The organism is Chryseobacterium sp. Chry.R1, from assembly GCF_039645525.1.
GTDB lineage: Bacteria > Bacteroidota > Bacteroidia > Flavobacteriales > Weeksellaceae > Chryseobacterium > Chryseobacterium proteolyticum.
This window is the reverse complement of sequence record NZ_CP151793.1, coordinates 1,733,335-1,751,331: the sequence shown is the minus strand read 5'-3', so window position 1 is coordinate 1,751,331 and position 17,997 is coordinate 1,733,335. Positions and strand designations below refer to the sequence as shown.

Sequence of the window (17,997 nt, the reverse complement as noted above, 5' to 3'; positions counted from 1 at the left end):
GGTTTTTTATTTTCCCAAATGCTCTTTCAGTATCTTTTTATAAGTTCTTCCCAGAGGAATTTTATCTCCACTTTTAAGGTAGACGCTTTTCACATCATAAGATTCAATATGAGAAGCCAATATGATATAAGATTTATGAACTCTGATAAATCCAAAAGCCTGAAATTTTTCTTCAAAATTTGACATCCTGTCGAGGATCATATATTTTTTCAAAGAGGTTACCAAAATAATATACTCCCCAAATCCCTGTACCCAAAGAATATCTTTAAGAAAAACCTTATTCATGATATAATTGGATTTAAACATGATGAAATCTTCTTTTTCTAAGTGTTCTGCAGAATTTTTAAACTGTAAAAAATCTTTGGCTTTGTTGATGGCTTTCCTGAAGGTTTCAAAATCTACAGGCTTTACAAGATAATGCACAACATCAAGCTCAAAAGCTTTTACCGCATGTTGGGTCTCCAGGGTCATAAAAATACAGAGAGGTTTATAAGGAAGCTGTTGCAATAGCTCTACTCCATTAATACCCGGCATATTAATATCAAAAATAACAAGATCAACGACATTCTCTTTTAAATATTCCAATGCCTTCTCCGGTTCCTGAAAAGAGCTTTGGAGATCTACACCTTCTATTTGATCACAATATTGCCGGACAAGTTGCAACGCAGGATATTCATCATCCACATTAATCACGGAAAGATTAGCCATTCAGATCAATTTTTAAAGTTGTTTTGTATCTGTTATTTTCAATTATTTCTGAAGAAAGAATATATTTTCCCGGATAGTATTTTTCCAGTATCTGGGTGATTGCTTCATTTCCCAACCCGTAATATCCGGTTTCTCCCAAAGCTTTTTTTTCCGGAACAGAGTTGATAATTTCGTAGAACAAATCACGGTCGTTAATAGCATATATAACTTTTATGAAGCTATTGGGATCCAGACCGATTCCTGAATGTTTCAAAGCATTTTCAAAGAAGGTCAAAAAAACGGAAGGTGGAATTTCAATTAATTCCAGTGTTTCCTCATTCCGGATATCAAAATCTATATTCAGTTGGTTATCATATTTCAACTGGTACAACATGGTAAGAGAATGAATTGACGAAAATTCCTGGGCAAGACTAATTCTTTCTTTTCCGCTGTCATAGATAATATATTGAAGAAGCTTACTGAGCTGCAGGATGGAATCTGAAGTTTTTCCCGATGGGGTAAAACTGTTCGCATATATATTATTTAAAGTATTCAATAAGAAATGAGGATTCATCTTTGATTTTAAAAGATCAAAGTAAAGCTGTTCTTTTTGTTCCCCAAGATCCACAACATTCTGCTCTATAAGGAATTTATCTTTTGTAATCCCTAAAAAGGAGGCAACAAGAATCACAATTCCCTGCGCCGTATATACATTAAAAAGGAAGTTGGTGTTGGAAAGAGTTTCACTAAAATTCATTTTAAAAATGGTAGGCTGTAACAAAATCCTGAAAAGACTTGACATCAAAAAACAGATCAAGGCATACAGGATAAACTCCGGATATTTATTCGATAGGTAAAAGTGAGGAACCAGATAATAATACACCAGATAATAAATCCCAATATTAAAAATCATTACAGATAAAACACTCCAAATAAGCTCCGGGGTATCAAGAAAGTAATTTTCCGTAAAAAAAGTGATTAAAATAAAGACAAAAAAGAAGAAAACATGCTGAAACCTCAAAAGAAAACCCCAACGGTATTCCATCAGTTTTTTCAGAATCTTATCACTAAATAAAACCCTGAAAAACAACAGTATAAGTATAATATTTACAATTAAAAACATTCTAAAAACGTGATTTCTTGGGTTCTCAAATATAAGATGTTTTTTAACAGAAAATGCAGTTCGCTGATAAAATAGGTCATTGATTGAAAAATTAAAAACCCGGTAAATCGAATAAATATATTTGAGAAGTAACAATATTAACCCAATATTATATGAAAATTAAGAGAAAATTAATTTTTATTTTTTTATTAGTGCTTCATCATTTTTATCAAGGTCAAAGCACTGATACCTACAATATGTGGTTCCAATATATCATGACTGCAAAGGTATCTGACAAAAGTACTTTAACAGCCCTTACACAATACCGTTCTTTTGACCTGGCTTACGACAAAAGACTCTTCCTCGTCAATGCATATATGGATTATGAAGTAACCAAAGGAGTAAGACCTGCCGTAGGAGGTATGTTTCTCATTTTGGATTCCTACCAGACAGAAGATCAGAAAAAGACCCGCTATGAGAAAAGAGCCTTTCAACAGGTAACCCTAGACCATGATATCGGCAGATCTTCCGTTTCCAGCAGATTCCGTGTAGAAGAGCGTTTCCTGAATAATCCTGACGAATTTGTATTAAGGGTCCGGTATCTCATCTCTATGAGAATCCCTTTCAACAGAAAGGGTGAAAAAGAAAGACTGTATGGAATTCTAAAAAATGAGATAAGGATGAACATCAAAAAGGAAGACCCTTTCGACAGTAACCGTATCACCGCAGGGCTTGGAATAAAAACAGGGAAAAACTCGGCAATTGAACTGGCTTTCATTAATCAGTTATCTCCGGGCAGAACCAGTAATTACGGATACATAGGGTTCAGAAACAGTTTTGATTGGAGAAAAAAACAAAAATAACCAGACATCAATTTAAAAAATTTAATATTTAATATAATGCTATGCTAACATTTCTTGGGTTTCTGATGATCTTTATTTTCATGGTTCTCATCATGAATAAAAAAATGACACCACTTACTGCTTTGGTAATTGTTCCAGTAGTGATTGCTCTTATTGCAGGATTTGGCGATGAGCTGGGTGACATGATGAAAAATGGGGTTAAAGAAATCGCACTTACAGGCGTAATGCTGATTTTTGCAATTCTCTATTTTAGTTTAATGATCGATACAGGATTATTTCAGCCTTTAGTTAACCTTATTTTAAAAGCAGTCGGAGATAACCCAATCAAAACAACCATCGGAACAGCGATCCTTACAACATTAGTTTCTCTGGATGGAGATGGCTCTTCTACTTATATTATCGTAGTGGCAGCCATGCTTCCCCTATATAAAAAACAGGGACTGAATCCCCTGATCCTTACCTGTATCATAATGCTTGCAGGAGGTATCATGAATATCCTTCCATGGGGTGGTCCCACAGCAAGGGTTATGAGTTCCCTCAAACTGGGTCACACAGAGATTTTCGTTCCCATGATTCCGATTATGGTCCTTGGTATTTGCTGGGTAATCTTTGTGGCTTATATTTTAGGACTGAAAGAAAAAAAGAGTATTGCAAAATATGGAAAATACACAAAGTACAGCAATAGCGATATCGCAGGTGAAACGGATCCGGCCCTTCTTCGCCCTAAACTGATCTGGATTAATCTTGCCCTTACCATCGTATTGCTAACCGTAATGATTTTAGATATTGTTCCTTTGGGAATTGCCTTTATGATTGCTTTCTGCATAGCATCTGTTATCAATTACCCTAAATTAAAAGACCAGCAGAAACTCATGTCCAAACATGCGGGAAATGCATTATCTGTAGCAGGAATGATCTTTGGAGCAGGGATTTTCACAGGGATCCTCAATGGATCGGGTATTATGCAGGCTATGGGAAATAGTATGATAGAAATTGTTCCGAAAAGCATGGCAGGCTCTTTAAATATTATTACTGCTGTCTTCAGTGTTCCCCTTACCTTTTTCCTGACTAATGATGCTTATTATTTCGGGATATTACCCATTATTGCAGCAACCGGACAACAACTGGGAATCCCACCTGATATTCTGGGAAGAGCGAGTCTTGTCGGACAGGCTTCTCATCTTCTGAGCCCATTGGTTCCGTCAACTTACCTATTGGTCTCTCTCGCCGGTGTGGAATTTTCTGATCATTTGAAATACACATTGAAATGGGCTATCGGATCTTCCATTATCATGTTATTAGGAGCTTTGCTTCTTGGGATAATATAAAATTTATATATATTTATATTGAATTGTCCGTTTATCCAGTGAAAAAAAACTCAAATGAATCTTTTCCATACAAAAAAAACATTCACCAGCCGATATTTAAAGAATCTTTCTTTGTATGTTTTCGTGGCTATTATCTGTGGTGTTTTTACAGGACAATACCTTCCCGAGATAAGCAGTAAATTAGGGATAATCAGCCAGTATTTTTTTTTGGTTCTGGAGTCCATCATCCTGCCTATTATTTTTATGGCAGTTATTTACGGGATCTGTCACCTGGCAGATATAAAAAATGCGGGGAGCATTGTATGGCAAACAATTCTCTACTTTTTTATCATCAGCTCTGTGGCTATTACCATAGGATTTATTTTTGGACTTGCCATTCAGCCCGGTTCCCATACGGGAATTCAGATCGTTAAAACAAAAGTAATTCTTCCCAGTAGGTTTGAAATCAATGACTCCTCCCTATCTTCTGTGATGTATCGCAACAGGTACGCTATTTTCCTTATAGCTTCAATCATTATCGGCATATGCATGAACCTTTCAAAAAGACGAAAGAGTTTTCTGAATATCCTTGATAAAGGACTTGTTGTTTTTTATCATATTATTAAATATTTATATATCATTCTTCCGGTTATCATTTTCTGTAACATTGCTTACGGCATTTCTGTATATGGAATTAATACCCTGCTGCCATTAAGCAAAGTTGTGGGAACCGTATACCTTGCCGATATTGCTTTTATCTTCGGAGTTTTAGGACTGGTTTCTTATATCTTTAAATTCAATTTGCTCAAATTTTTGGTAAGCATTAAAGAAGAGATCATTTTGGTTATAACCACTTCTTCTTCCAAAACAGCTTTTCCAATCATTTTTGACAAGATGGAATCTGAGGGATACAGCAAAAAAATTTTAAGATTTATTATTCCCCTGGGGTACAATTTCAACCTCGCAGGTGCCTGCATTTATATTTCTGTGGCCTGCTGTTTTCTGATTCAGTTTTATAATATTTCATTAAGTCTCAATGATTACTTATGGCTTTTTGTTATCATTTCTGTTACATCTAAAACAGCTTCCGGGGTTCCGGGATCAGGTTTTCTTGCTCTTATTTTTACTTTGAACAGGTTTGGAAAGATCCCTGCGAATGATATTGCATTGCTTTATAGTGTAGACCGTTTCATGAACGAGGCGAGGTCAGTAACCAATTTTATCGGTATTGCCGTTTCCGGAGCCATTATTTCAAAAATAAATCAGCCCGTAGAAAAAAACGCCCCATAAAAATGAAGCGTTTTTTATATTACTTGTGTTTTGTTTCTTCAAGGTGATCCTTTCAATTTCCCCAATTATTTCTTGCCCAGATCACAAGTGCCGGCAACATATCTCCCCCTGAAGCCACAGAATGAAGATCAGATCCGAAAAGTTCCCAGTCGGTTTCATTACCATGATGAACGCCTATGGCATACATCTGTCCATTGGTGAACCAACTATATAACGGTGATCCCGATGCGCCACTTGCCTCGTCTGCGTAGCTTTCTATCTGTGTACTATCCACACTATTTCCATCCGGAAGCTTTACATCATCTCCATCATCATCATCCACAACACTGATGCTGCTCTGATAAGTCGGTCGGTTTTCTCCTTTATCATAAGGATATCCCGTCATGGTCCACACATTCATATCTTCCCAATCGTCGTTATAACTTTTTGCCCCGAAATAACCTGTTGTATCTCCGATATTATCATACAGCTTCACCACCATCATATCATTTCCAACGTCACTTTGGTAAGCCACATAGCTTTCTCCATAAGTATAAAATGAATTTCCATAAATGGATCGTCCATCATAATATGCAGGAATCACTTTGATCATCCATGATGCATAAGGTTTTTGGGGCCTCATATGTCCGGAGGTCATTAGAATTTTTCTGCCTACCATAAATCCGGTTCCCCTTCCCTGATAATTCCATGATGAGGCACTGGTTAATTTGGTATATACTTCTACCCTGCACACACAGCATTCCGGATAGGTATTAGGATAAATATTTACCCTGTCATCATTTCCGAAAATAGTTACGTGATTGGCACTTTTCGTAACCAATCTGTTCAAACGGTTTCTCTTCACAGACTTCGTATTCGGAAAAACCACTTTAGGATGAAGTCCCAGTATATGAGTTTCCGGCACAAAAGCTTCAGCTTCGGTCACTTTTATTTTCTTAGTTTTAATTGTAGCACGAAGCTTTTCTACGGTAATGATCTCTTCGGATTTCCCGGGAATCCCCCAGTCAAAAGGTGAAATCTGGTCCAGCTGGTAAAATTCCCGGTTCAGCTTTGAGACTGAGATTTTTGCTGAGTCTTTTTTTCCGGTTAGTCTGAAGTTTTTGGCAGAATCCGTAATAAATAAATTGCGATCCGGTTCTTTAGTCGGAAGCGGATTCTCATACTCCAATAGCAATTCCCGGGGAACCGGTGAATCAGCCGGAGCATCCCGAAAGATTTTTTTTAATTTTTCCATTGTTTCAGTTTTTATGATATTTGGTCTCACAAAGTTGCAGGAATGCATCACCAAATACCATAGTAATATCCCTGTTTTTACACAGTATTAACCCTGCTGCCCTTTACAGTATAATCCACTGGTTATCAAAACACAAAACACCAAAAACTATCTACAAACAACATCATTTTGATTGAATAAAAAGCTTATATTTGATCATGTCAAAAAACTCCTGATTGACAATAAATGTTCAGGAACATCGGAAAAACAAAATATTAACTTATGAAAAATGCTAAATTATTAAGCAGAGATGCTCAGAAAACCATCCACGGTGGAGCTGCAAGACTTGTTTGCTGCGAACGTGATGAAAACGGAAAATGTACATTATGGATCGGACCGGGACAATATTGTCCTTAGTCTGATAAATTGATCAGTAAAGTAAGCCGGAATTTTTCCGGCTTTATTTTTTTTAATCTGCCAAAATTTCACACCAAAAATAAAATTCTGCCATTTTTAACCATGAAGCATCGCCTGACAAGTACCAACCTCATTTGGCACACATTTAGAGAATTTGAAAGCAGAAATAATTAAAAAAACAGATATATTATGTCAGTAAACTTTAAACCATTAGCAGACAGAGTTTTGATCGAACCCATCGCTGCAGAAACTAAAACAGCTTCAGGTATTATTATTCCGGACACAGCAAAAGAAAAACCACAAGAAGGTACAGTAGTAGCAGTAGGTCCTGGAAAAAAAGATGAGCCTACAACTGTGAAAGTAGGTGACAAAGTTCTTTATGGAAAATATTCAGGTTCCGAATTGAAATTGGAAGGAAAAGATTACTTAATCGTAAAAGAAGGAGACTTACTGGGAATTATCGGATAAGATTCCAGATATAAGACACCAGATTTCAGATTTAAAACTGAATAAAAAATAATTTTCAAATAATGCTTGGCGTCTAACATCTGACGTCTAACATCTAATATCTAAATAAAATGGCAAAAGAAATAAAATTCGATATCGAGTCAAGAGACGCTTTAAAAAGAGGGGTTGATGCATTAGCAAATGCAGTAAAGGTAACTTTAGGACCAAAAGGTAGAAACGTAGTGATCGAAAAATCTTTCGGTGCTCCACACGTAACGAAGGATGGTGTTTCTGTAGCGAAAGAAATCGAACTTGAAGACAAGGTAGAAAATATGGGAGCTCAAATGGTAAAAGAAGTAGCTTCCAAAACTAATGATATTGCAGGAGATGGTACAACTACCGCTACTGTTTTGGCACAGGCTATCGTAAGAGAAGGTCTTAAGAACGTAGCTGCAGGTGCTAACCCAATGGATCTTAAAAGAGGGATTGACAAAGCGGTAACTGCAGTTGTTGAAAACTTAAAATCCCAGTCTCAGGAAGTGGGAGATTCTACAGATAAAGTGAAGCAGGTTGCTTCCGTATCTGCCAACAACGACGAAACTATCGGTGCTTTGATCGCTGAAGCTTTCGGGAAAGTAGGTAAAGAAGGGGTGATCACTGTAGAAGAAGCTAAAGGTATCGATACAACGGTAGATGTTGTAGAAGGTATGCAGTTCGACAGAGGATACCAGTCTCCTTACTTCGTGACTAACCCTGAGAAAATGGTAGCTGAAGTCGAAAACCCATATATCCTTTTAGTAGAGAAGAAAATCTCTTCAATGAAAGAATTGCTTCCTGTTCTTGAGCCAATCGCACAAGGTGGTAAGTCTCTATTGATTATCTCTGAGGAAGTGGAAGGTGAAGCTTTAGCAACTTTAGTGGTAAACAAACTAAGAGGTTCTCTTAAAATTGCTGCTGTAAAAGCTCCTGGATTCGGAGACAGAAGAAAAGCAATGTTAGAAGATATCGCAATCCTTACAGGTGGTCAGGTAATTTCTGAAGAACAAGGTTTCACTATGGAAAACATTTCTTTAGATATGCTTGGAACTGCTGAGAAAGTAACAATCGATAAAGACAACACAACAATCGTAAACGGTGGTGGTGACGAAGCGAAAATCAAAGGAAGAGTAGCTCAGATCAAAGCTCAGATGGAAACGACTACTTCTGACTACGACAGAGAAAAACTACAGGAAAGATTAGCTAAGTTAGCTGGTGGTGTTGCCGTACTTTACGTAGGAGCAGCTTCTGAAGTGGAAATGAAAGAGAAAAAAGACAGAGTAGATGATGCACTTCATGCAACAAGAGCTGCTGTAGAAGAAGGTATCGTTGCCGGTGGTGGTGTTGCTTTAGTAAGAGCAATCTCTGCTTTAGAAAACCTTTCAGGAATCAACGCTGACGAAACTACAGGGATCAAAATCGTAAAAAGAGCGATCGAAGAGCCATTAAGACAAATCGTTGCCAACGCAGGAGGTGAAGGTTCTGTAATCGTTGCTAAAGTAGCAGAAGGTTCCGGAGACTTCGGATACAATGCTAAAACTGACGAGTATGTAAACATGCTTGAAGCAGGAATCATCGACCCTACGAAAGTAACAAGAGTTGCCCTTGAAAATGCAGCTTCTGTATCTGGTATGCTTTTAACAACTGAGTGTGTAATCACTGAAGTGAAAAAAGACGAACCTGCTATGCCAATGGGAGGTGGAATGCCAGGAATGATGTAACAACGTGTCGTTGAGACAATTTAATATACTAACCGTTCTGCTTTTGTAGAACGGTTTTTTACATTTGCAAAAAAACATGAAAACTTGTTAGCTTTAATTATTACGTTCTTTGTAAAAATAACAATAAGATTTTAATCACAGTTATTTTGGAATGAAAAAATATTTGAGAAACATCAGGAAATATAAGTTAGTATTTTAAATGGATTACCCCATAAAACAACACCAAAAATGCCAACTATAGTATGTAGCGAAATTTATATACTAAAGTTAGCTTTGTGCAGACTTTAGTTAGCAATAATTTATATGCATGACATATTAAACATTTTCGGAAAAAACGTAAGAAAATATAGGAGGCTATTAAATATTTCTCAAGAAGAATTAGCAGATAGAGCTGATTTGCATAGAACTTATATTGGTATGATTGAAAGGGCTGAAAAAAATATTACTCTTGTTAATATAGAGAAAATTGCTAATGCTTTAGAAGTCAAAATTGAAGACTTACTCAAAAGCGAAAATTCTGGAAGAATAATACTTGGCTTGAGATATTTAAAAAATAATTCAAAAAGATGGCTTCGAATGGAATGGTTCAATTCCATTCTTTTATAGAAGAACAGGTTTATTCATTGACAACCCTCAAGATTTATTTGATTATTTAATTAAAATAAAACTGTTTTTTACAAAAGAAAATATTATCAATTTTCAAGAAAAAGAAATTAAATTTTGGAAAGAATCAGTAAAGAAAAGTGATGTAACAATTCATTTTTTTAATGAATTAATTAAAATGCAATGGACTTCTGCTTTTCCTCCTAATGATAATCCTCAACGAAGAATACAAGACATAAAAGAAAAAGGTTATACGATTGCATCTAAAAGAAATGGTAGAAAAGCAGAAAGATTACTTTTACCAATACCTAGAGGTATTTCTATGGGATATGAAGTATTTTCAAAAAAATTCAGAGACAAAGCATTAAAAACGCTTAAATCAACAAACATCTATGAATTAAGTTCCGCAAATAAGCATGGACTTCTTCCTGATCATAAATTTCCTGAGATACGCTGGGATGAAGAAACTAGAAAGGAAAATCCTGACGAAATGCCAGAAGATGAAATTATGCAAAAATTTCAGTTATTGGACAATCAGAGGAATCAGCAAAAACGTGAAGTTTGTAGACAATGTTTTCAAAGTAATAAAAGAGGTACATTATTTGGCATAAAGTATTTTTATAAAGGTTCAGAAGATTGGGATCCTAAAATTCCTAAAATTGGCAAAGAAGCAGAGAAAGGTTGTGTAGGTTGTGGTTGGTATGATATTCAAAAATGGAGAGAAAGTTTAAATAGTTTCATTTTAGAAAATTCAAAGTAATTTGCACACTATAGTATTCTTTAGTAGTTTTGCAATAAAAATGAATGGAAGATAGTATAACATTTGGAAGTGTATGCTCAGGAATAGAAGCGGCCCAATTAGCATTTGATCAATTAGGATTTAAGCAATTATGGAGTTCAGAAATTGCAGAGTTCCCCTCAAAAGTTTTACATCATCATTATTCAAATATTCCAAATTTGGGGGATATGATAGGTTTACCTAATCAAATATCAACTGGGAAAATTGAAGCTCCAGATTTGTTTTGTGGGGGAACACCATGTCAAGCATTTTCTCTTGCTGGTTGGAAAAATGGACTAGCTGATAAAAGAGGACAGCTCACAATGACTTTTATTGAAATTGCTAATGCAATTGATAAAATTAGAAATAAACAAAAAAAGAAACCTTCTATCATCTTATGGGAAAATGTTGAAGGTGTATTAAATGATAAAACAAATGCTTTCGGAAATTTCATTGCAGGATTAGCAGGTTTTGAAGAAGAAATAAAAGTTAGCAAATGGACAAAATCTGGATATCTAGAAGGACCAAATAGAAATATTGCATGGAGAGTAATTGATGCTAAATATTTTGGACTTCCACAGCAAAGAAAAAGGCTTTATGTTCTCGCAGGTGGCAAAGAATTCAAACCTGACCAAGTTTTATTTGAATTTGATAATAAAAATATTGTTAAACAATTAAAAATAGAGAAAGCAGAAAACAATTCTAATGTGATTGACTTGTTTTCTAAAATAGAAGAAGGAAATGTTAAAAAAACAAATGAAAAAATATTCTTTAAAGAAGGAATAAAATTTGAAGTTTTCAGAGAATATACAGATTGTCTTTATTCCGCTTACGGAACAAAATGGAATGGTAATGCAGCGGCTTATAATGGTTCATTATACGTTGCACAAAACGATAGAATTAGACGCCTTACTCCATTAGAGTGTGAACGTTTAATGGGAATTCCTGACAATTATACATTGGTTAATGGAAATAGTGATACTAATCGTTTTCAAGCAGTAGGAAATTCTTGGGCTGTCCCTGTTGTACATTGGATTGGTAAACAAATAAGCTTTATACTTAATAACACCAAAGAAAAAGCAATACCTAATTGGTCTAAAAGTACAAAAAAAACAAAAAATAATTTAGATGCTAGTTTATATCTTCTTGATAACATAATTACAATTGATAATCAATTTTTTTTAAATTCATCTACAATACCCAATCATCCAATTGATGGAAATATACAAGAGATTATTCAAACAAAAGATGTCCCTGAAAAATTTTATTTAAGCCCACAAGCTTGCAAAGGTATATTAAGAAGAAAAGAAGAACGAAAAATTAAAATGAACGAGCAGCTTGAGTTATTAATGCAAAAGATTAGTCAAATTGAAGATGAAACTATAAAAATGAATGTAATTATTAATAATAATAAAGATGTGCTTGTTTCTTAAAAATTGAAAATTGTAGTTGCTTCTCTGCTATGCAAACTTTGACCAATAAAATAAAACCAATCTATAAATAAACTAAGCTCCGAAGTCTAAAGACTTCGGAGCTTAGTTTTCATTCTATTTTAAAATCAAATAATTCTTGAGGATGAACTTCCAAATCTTTAGATAGCTCCTGTATTGTTGAAATCCTTAAATCAACTTCTCCTTTTCAATTTTGCTGATATTACTATGGTCTACATCACATTTCTGAGCTAACTCACGATAGCTTAATCCCAACTTCTTTCCAAATTTTTCAACTATTTTACCAAAAGCTATTCGAAATTCAATTCTATTCATTGCAATATCATTATCAAAGCAATTAGAAACTTCGCATATCACGCCAAATCCACAAGCTCTGACAAAGAAACCTCCAAGGCATTTGCAACCTCAAGCAGTGTAAAAAGTGTAGGGTTCACTTTTCCATTTTCTAATTTTTCAATTGCCTGACGATCTTTATTGCAAGCCCGAGCAAGGTCTGCTTGGCTCCAGCCCTTTTGCTCACGAAGTTCGATTATTCGTTTACCAAGTTCTTTTTTTAGTGTATCTCTAGTCACAAATCAAATGTCAGCTAATTTGTTGACAAAAATGTCATATAAAAAGTTGACGTTTTTAAATTTTAATCTATATTTGTCATATAATTATACGACAGTGGCAAATCTAAGAAAGCTTAAAATTTACACTAAATATCAAATTAGGACATATGGTTTGATAACTATTCCAGAAATTAGACTTAAGGGAAAATGGCTTGAGAAGCTTGGGTTTAAAGAAGGAAAAATAATCAACATAGAGCAAAAGAAAAATAAACTGATAATTACACTTGACAATAAAAAGTAATCAGCCAATTAAAACCAAAAACCTATAAGTTTACTACAATACAAATCACTTGACTCTTTATAAAGCATTTTTTGTACGTAATATTATTGTAAATTTGAGTATCAGCCGTAATTTCAACAAAAAGTACACATAAAACAATCGATCAAAAATGAGAAAACTCACTATCCTTTCAATTTTTATTTTCACCACTTCTTTATTATTTTCTCAAAATCAAAGATTTACTTATGAATATTCTTTTAAAATGGATTCTTTACACAGAGAAAATGTGCAAAAAGAAATCATGAATCTTGACATTACAAAAGAGGGTTCAAACTTCTACAGTGCTTTGCTCATCACCAGAGATTCCCTTTTTAAAGCAGAAATTGAAAAAGGAAAAGCTTCGAAATCTATGGTTTTTGATTTGAGAAAAATTAAACAGGCAAAGGTTAATTTTCGTGTTTCTAAAGACTACCCCAATTTGGAAACAATTTATCATACGTCTATCAATGCCGACAACATCGCTTTAAAAGAAAATAATAAAATCAACTGGACTATTTTTCCTGAAACAAAAAATATAGAGGGTTTTAAAGTTCAAAAAGCAACCACGACATTTGGAGGAAGAAATTGGGAGGCCTGTTTCACTAATGACATTCAAATTCAAGATGGGCCTTATAAATTCTGTGGTCTTCCTGGCTTAATTTTAAGTATTGGAGACGATAAAGGAGATCATATTTTCAATCTGGTTGGAAGCAAAAAACTCAATTATGAACCTTTAATGATAAATTCAAGCAGGAAAGAAATTTTTCTGACCAATGAAAAGTTCAATAAACTCTGGAACGAATTTAAAAAAGATCCTGCAAAGAATATAAAAACCATGCACAGTTCTTCAGAAATGTCAGAAACATTATTTTCCGATGCCAATGGAAGTCCGCTAACAAAACAAGATCTCATTAGAGGAAAAGAACAAAGGGCACAGGAGAGTTTTAAGAAAAATAATAATTTTATTGAAAGAGAATTATATAAATAAAAAGCACTTGTTAAACAACTCTGCCATTCTAATACATTTACTTTTATCCCAGACTTATGAAATTCAAATTTTTATTTCTATCTCTAATCATATCTATAAAATTTTTTGCAACTGGCCAGCAATCTAATTTTATCACAATAAACGGAAAAAAGCATAAATTACTGAATGATCCTTTAGAAAGTTATTTTGAAAAACATCCTGAAGATGACCCCATTTATGGAGAAAAGTTTGTAAGAAAAAATGAAAAAGGAGAAGAGATCATTTCAATTTCGACCGGAAATTGGCGAGGATATGTAGCTTACTTCGAAATAATAGACAATGAACTATATGTGGTTGATCTTAAAATAGAAGATCCTGAGAATGACTCCGGATCCATGATTTCAGTTTTTAATAAAATTTTTCATAACAAAAATTTTAAGCTTGATTATTCCGGTATTCTTACTGTTCCCAATGGAAATCTTATTCGTTCTGATAATTTTGGTTTTTCGAGATACTATTCCAGCTACTTAATTCTTACAATAGATAATGGAACCTTAACTAAAAATAAGGAATTAAAAGGTGAGGATTATATAGAATTTAAAATAAAACAGTTCGAAAAATTTCAAAAAACCAAAGAGTATAAAAAAGCGTATAATGACTATCTCAAAAGAAATAAAGAAAATAAACAATGGGATCTGTCTTATGAAAACACAAAAGAATTGTCAAAAGAGGAAATTAGAGAAATAAAGAAACAATATGCAAAAGAACCTTCAAAAGATGAGATTGATGGTTATTTATTTATGATGTCTAATTTGGAAAAAATATATATTGATTATTAATTAACTTCAGGACATGAAAACAAAATTATTACTTCTCTCACTTTTTGGCTCATTACTAGCACATGCCCAAACACTTCAATTTAAAAATCTTGCGAATATGTCTGTCGGCCGAGGTGCTACAGCCAGCGTAATCGTGAATGATCATATATATGTGAGCAATGGGTATCAGGAAAAAGCAAGCGATGCCAAGTACATTGAGAAATACAATATTACCGATAACAAATGGAGTGTTTTCAATTCTACCCTACTTCCTAAAAGATTTGCTAATTCAGAAACTTACAATAATAAAATTTATATCTTTAACGGTTGGGGAAATAGCCACCTTGAAATTGTAGATCTTGACACCAATACCATTACGAAGGGAGCAACCAATCGTTCCTATACAGGAAATTCAGGTTCTGCAATCTATAATGGCAAAATATATGTGTTTGGTGGCAGCGGATTAAACGGAGCCGCAACAACTGTATTTTCTAATAAATTCCAGTATTATGATATTGCTTTAAACACCTGGAATTCATTACCCAATATGCCTACAGCCAGGGAAACAAAGGGAAAGATTGTTAATGATAAGCTGTATGTAATTGGCGGTTTTAATGGCACTCCATCTCGTCTGATCAATGTTTACGATCTCAAGACTAACCGTTGGATCGATCAATATACGATGCCTGTTGGTATATCCGGACATTCATTAGCTGTATCCGGGAATAAAATTTTCATTGTAGGGGGCTATAATTATCAAAATTTCATTGCCTATTTTGACACGACAACCAATAAAATCCATCAGTTATCCTCCAATATGATTCCGAGAAGACATGCTACAGCAGAGGTATATAATAATAAATTATATATCATCGGTGGAAGTACAACGTCTCTAACCAGTTCAGCTATTAAAAGTATACAAGTGGCAGATATTAGTGAAAATATACTTTCTGGAGATACACCTGCGGAAGATCAGGCATTGAAAACAAAAGCCTATGTCAATTCTTATAGAGACGGCTTTATAATCAGTAATAAAAATAATAGCAATCAATTTGAATACTCCATTTTCTCAATAGATGGAAAATTAATCTTTAAAGGTTTTACCAACTATAATCAAAATATAGATTTATCAAAGTTCCGAAAGGGAACTTATATTTTCCGTTTTAAAAATGAAAAAGGGGAGTTAGAAAGCATTAAAATTGTGAGATGATAATCTGCTACATACAGTCTCCCAACTTTGCGCAACACATAAATTAACTTTCTTAGAGAACATACTCAACATTAGAATATTGCTGCAAAATAATCCTAACATGAAATATAAATTAACAATACTTATACTATGCATTGGTATTTTCACCTCTTCACAGGTCATAGAATGGAGTCCTGATATTAAGTTACATAAAAATGATTTTCAAGGAAAAATACCCGATGATACAATTAATCACGCAGGAACGGCCTATAATATTGGTTATGAAATCGTGTCAAATTCAATATGGACAGGGAGAATAAAAATCAGAACTTATGCAATATTCAACAAATCAGAATCATGGTTAAATGAATCCTTTTATACTGATGATTTGTTGAATCATGAACAAAAGCATTTTGACATAGCCCAGATTTTCGCATATAAATTGCAACGTATCATTGATAAGGAAATAAAAAATTCAAAAGATTTCAATTCAAAATTTGAAATGATTAACAAGTTAGTTGGCGATGAATGCATCAATTTTCAGAAAAAGTATGATGCAGAAACGAATCACGGAACAATAGTAGATACACAAAAAAAATATGATCAAGATATTAGGAAGTTATTAGAAGAAAGCCATAATCATAAATAATATATGATTCCATTAATTAAATACCGCTACACAAAGTATTCCTGACTTTGTATGGTAGGGTAATCTTTATAGAAATACCCCAAAGTCATAAAACTTCGAAAACCCATGGAGAGAAATACCATGAATGAGATTGAAAAAAATTTAATATCAACCACTTTATTTTTTCAAAGTGGTTTTTTTATTTACTAAATTAATTTATCTTTGTAACTAAGATATTTAGTAAATAAGAATAATGGAAATTAGTGAAGAAGCAATTCAACTGAGAAAACTTAGTCAACAGTTTGCCTATACTTCGATCCAAATGCACGAAAGTATCGGTAGAAAAATAGGCCTTAGCGGAACCGATCATAAGTATCTGGGATTTCTTGTGCAAAAGGGATCAATGACTGCCGGAGAACTGGCTGTCATCACAGGATTGACAACAGGTGCCGTCACGGGCCTGATTGACAGGTTTGAAAAGAAAAAACTCGTCCGCCGCCAACCGGATAAGGATGACAGGCGAAAAATAATCATTGTCCCGGACAACGCCAGAATAGCCCAACTTATTATTCCTCAATATCAGGATTTCCAGGATAATACAGATCAGCTTTTTGCCTCTTTTTCACCGGAAGAATTAAAAACCCTGGAAAAATATTTCCGGAGTGCCCTGGAAATAATGAATACCAAAATTGAAAAAATAAAATCTTAAGTAAAATATGAGTATCATGGAAATGAATAATAAAGAACCTGAAAATAAAGTTTTAGACAAAGGGCCGTTTTATCATGGAACAAAGGCGGATCTGAAAACTGGAGACCTGCTGACCGCAGGATTCGCATCTAATTACTATCCGGAAATTATTATGAATCACATTTATTTTACCGCTTTAAAAAACGGAGCAGGACTAGCCGCCGCATTGGCAAATGGAGATGGTAGTGAAAGGATTTACATTGTGGAGCCAACCGGTGAATTTGAAAACGACCCTAATGTAACAGATAAAAAATTTCCAGGTAATCCTACCCGTTCTTACCGCAGCAAGGAACCTTTAAAGATTATCGGCGAAGTAAAAGAATGGATCAAACTAACAGATGATGAACTTCAGAGATGGCGTGAAAACATTGCAAAAATCCGTGAGAACCCTGATGCAGAAATTATAAACTGACAAGCGGCACTACTTGATCTTTGACTTCAGGTCATCACTTAACTCCCGGATGACACCTATTTTGTCCTTCTGGATTTTTTTCCCCAGCTCTTTTCGCGGGCAGTTGGCATTGTATTTTGCTCCCCAATCCATCAGTTCAATGACGATTGGTAACAAATCTGCCCCTTTTTTTGTGAGGCTGTAGATAAATTTTGACTTGTTGAGCGGTGATACTTCCTTAACAAGGATTTTCTCTGCTTCCAGAACACTCAATCTGTTAACCAGTATATTTGATGCTATCCGCTCTTCAGAATGTAAAAATTCGCTGTACGACATTTTACCTCTCAGCATAACATCCCTGATGATTAAAAGTGACCACTTATCCCCGAAAATATCAAGGGAACAACTAATTGGGCAATCTGATCTCTGTTTATCCATACAAAAACAAGTTATTGCATTTTGCAATAACTT

The 17,997-nt window shown here is 34.4% G+C and carries 22 protein-coding genes; 16 read left to right on the top strand and 6 right to left on the bottom strand.

Annotation, left to right across the window (positions count from 1 at the left end):
• Positions 1–6: 6 nt before the first annotated feature.
• Both AAEU33_RS08175 and AAEU33_RS08170 read right to left on the bottom strand, forming a co-directional pair.
• Positions 7–708: a LytTR family DNA-binding domain-containing protein gene (locus AAEU33_RS08175; protein ID WP_345991951.1), complete on the bottom strand. Its 702-nt coding sequence runs from the start codon at positions 706–708 to the stop codon at positions 7–9.
• The gene (locus AAEU33_RS08170; protein ID WP_345991950.1) at positions 701–1,810 is read right to left on the bottom strand and encodes a histidine kinase; all 1,110 of its coding nucleotides are present in this window, start codon (positions 1,808–1,810) and stop codon (positions 701–703) included. The genes AAEU33_RS08175 and AAEU33_RS08170 overlap by 8 nt, the downstream gene beginning before the upstream one ends.
• Positions 1,811–1,962: 152 nt before the next feature.
• Here AAEU33_RS08170 and AAEU33_RS08165 point away from each other — a divergent pair, with 152 nt between their 5' ends.
• Genes AAEU33_RS08165 through AAEU33_RS08155 form a run of 3 tightly spaced genes read left to right on the top strand, consistent with a single transcriptional unit; the run spans position 1,963 to position 5,249 of the window.
• A complete protein-coding gene (locus AAEU33_RS08165; RefSeq protein ID WP_273649479.1) occupies positions 1,963–2,652 on the top strand; it encodes a DUF2490 domain-containing protein in 690 nt (229 codons plus the stop codon).
• 41 nt (positions 2,653–2,693) lie between these two features.
• Positions 2,694–3,980: a citrate:proton symporter gene (locus AAEU33_RS08160; RefSeq protein ID WP_345991948.1), complete on the top strand. Its 1,287-nt coding sequence runs from the start codon at positions 2,694–2,696 to the stop codon at positions 3,978–3,980.
• 54 nt (positions 3,981–4,034) lie between these two features.
• Positions 4,035–5,249 (top strand): cation:dicarboxylase symporter family transporter, encoded by a 1,215-nt coding sequence (locus AAEU33_RS08155; RefSeq protein WP_345991946.1) that lies wholly within the window; start codon positions 4,035–4,037, stop codon positions 5,247–5,249.
• Positions 5,250–5,301: 52 nt separating this feature from the next.
• On the opposite strand, the gene AAEU33_RS08150 is transcribed toward AAEU33_RS08155, so the two are convergent.
• Positions 5,302–6,483, bottom strand: coding sequence for a hypothetical protein (locus tag AAEU33_RS08150; protein WP_345991945.1), 1,182 nt, complete (start codon positions 6,481–6,483; stop codon positions 5,302–5,304).
• Positions 6,484–6,744: 261 nt separating this feature from the next.
• Here AAEU33_RS08150 and AAEU33_RS08145 point away from each other — a divergent pair, with 261 nt between their 5' ends.
• From AAEU33_RS08145 to dcm, 6 genes are all read left to right on the top strand, one after another.
• On the top strand, positions 6,745–6,879 hold the full coding sequence (locus AAEU33_RS08145; RefSeq protein WP_262888827.1) for a hypothetical protein: 135 nt from the start codon (positions 6,745–6,747) through the stop codon (positions 6,877–6,879).
• A gap of 189 nt (positions 6,880–7,068) precedes the next feature.
• The gene (locus AAEU33_RS08140) at positions 7,069–7,347 is read left to right on the top strand and encodes a co-chaperone GroES (protein WP_029295711.1); all 279 of its coding nucleotides are present in this window, start codon (positions 7,069–7,071) and stop codon (positions 7,345–7,347) included.
• Between the two features lie 110 nt (positions 7,348–7,457).
• Positions 7,458–9,083, top strand: a complete 1,626-nt coding sequence (gene groL, locus AAEU33_RS08135; protein WP_172280536.1) for a chaperonin GroEL — start codon at positions 7,458–7,460, stop codon at positions 9,081–9,083.
• Positions 9,084–9,386: 303 nt separating this feature from the next.
• Positions 9,387–9,689 carry a helix-turn-helix transcriptional regulator gene (locus AAEU33_RS08130; protein ID WP_345991942.1) on the top strand — a complete coding sequence of 101 codons (303 nt, stop codon included), beginning with the start codon at positions 9,387–9,389 and terminating at the stop codon, positions 9,687–9,689.
• A gap of 175 nt (positions 9,690–9,864) precedes the next feature.
• Complete coding sequence (locus AAEU33_RS08125) at positions 9,865–10,446, top strand: hypothetical protein (protein ID WP_345991940.1); 582 nt, start codon at positions 9,865–9,867, stop codon at positions 10,444–10,446.
• A gap of 44 nt (positions 10,447–10,490) precedes the next feature.
• On the top strand, positions 10,491–11,897 hold the full coding sequence (gene dcm, locus AAEU33_RS08120) for a DNA (cytosine-5-)-methyltransferase (RefSeq protein WP_345991939.1): 1,407 nt from the start codon (positions 10,491–10,493) through the stop codon (positions 11,895–11,897).
• Between the two features lie 186 nt (positions 11,898–12,083).
• On the opposite strand, the gene AAEU33_RS08115 is transcribed toward dcm, so the two are convergent.
• Together AAEU33_RS08115 and AAEU33_RS08110 are read right to left on the bottom strand one after the other, a co-directional pair.
• Positions 12,084–12,230 carry a helix-turn-helix domain-containing protein gene (locus AAEU33_RS08115; protein WP_345991937.1) on the bottom strand — a complete coding sequence of 49 codons (147 nt, stop codon included), beginning with the start codon at positions 12,228–12,230 and terminating at the stop codon, positions 12,084–12,086.
• Between the two features lie 38 nt (positions 12,231–12,268).
• Positions 12,269–12,487 (bottom strand): helix-turn-helix transcriptional regulator, encoded by a 219-nt coding sequence (locus AAEU33_RS08110; protein WP_345991935.1) that lies wholly within the window; start codon positions 12,485–12,487, stop codon positions 12,269–12,271.
• A 94-nt stretch (positions 12,488–12,581) separates the two neighbouring features.
• Here AAEU33_RS08110 and AAEU33_RS08105 point away from each other — a divergent pair, with 94 nt between their 5' ends.
• From AAEU33_RS08105 to arr, 7 genes are all read left to right on the top strand, one after another.
• Positions 12,582–12,767, top strand: coding sequence for a SymE family type I addiction module toxin (locus tag AAEU33_RS08105; protein ID WP_345991933.1), 186 nt, complete (start codon positions 12,582–12,584; stop codon positions 12,765–12,767).
• 148 nt (positions 12,768–12,915) lie between these two features.
• Complete coding sequence (locus AAEU33_RS08100) at positions 12,916–13,773, top strand: GLPGLI family protein (RefSeq protein ID WP_345991931.1); 858 nt, start codon at positions 12,916–12,918, stop codon at positions 13,771–13,773.
• 56 nt (positions 13,774–13,829) lie between these two features.
• Positions 13,830–14,591 (top strand): hypothetical protein, encoded by a 762-nt coding sequence (locus AAEU33_RS08095; protein WP_345991929.1) that lies wholly within the window; start codon positions 13,830–13,832, stop codon positions 14,589–14,591.
• Between the two features lie 13 nt (positions 14,592–14,604).
• Positions 14,605–15,780, top strand: coding sequence for a kelch repeat-containing protein (locus AAEU33_RS08090; RefSeq protein ID WP_345991927.1), 1,176 nt, complete (start codon positions 14,605–14,607; stop codon positions 15,778–15,780).
• Between the two features lie 100 nt (positions 15,781–15,880).
• Positions 15,881–16,408, top strand: a complete 528-nt coding sequence (locus AAEU33_RS08085) for a hypothetical protein (protein ID WP_172280549.1) — start codon at positions 15,881–15,883, stop codon at positions 16,406–16,408.
• 232 nt (positions 16,409–16,640) lie between these two features.
• Complete coding sequence (locus AAEU33_RS08080) at positions 16,641–17,096, top strand: MarR family transcriptional regulator (protein WP_345991924.1); 456 nt, start codon at positions 16,641–16,643, stop codon at positions 17,094–17,096.
• A 16-nt stretch (positions 17,097–17,112) separates the two neighbouring features.
• The gene (gene arr / locus AAEU33_RS08075) at positions 17,113–17,547 is read left to right on the top strand and encodes an NAD(+)--rifampin ADP-ribosyltransferase (RefSeq protein WP_228456995.1); all 435 of its coding nucleotides are present in this window, start codon (positions 17,113–17,115) and stop codon (positions 17,545–17,547) included.
• A 9-nt stretch (positions 17,548–17,556) separates the two neighbouring features.
• Here the strand turns inward: arr and AAEU33_RS08070 are convergent, their stop codons facing one another.
• Entirely contained in the window at positions 17,557–17,964 is a 408-nt protein-coding gene (locus tag AAEU33_RS08070) for a helix-turn-helix domain-containing protein (protein WP_345991922.1), read from the bottom strand.
• Between the last annotated feature and the right edge of the window lie 33 nt (positions 17,965–17,997).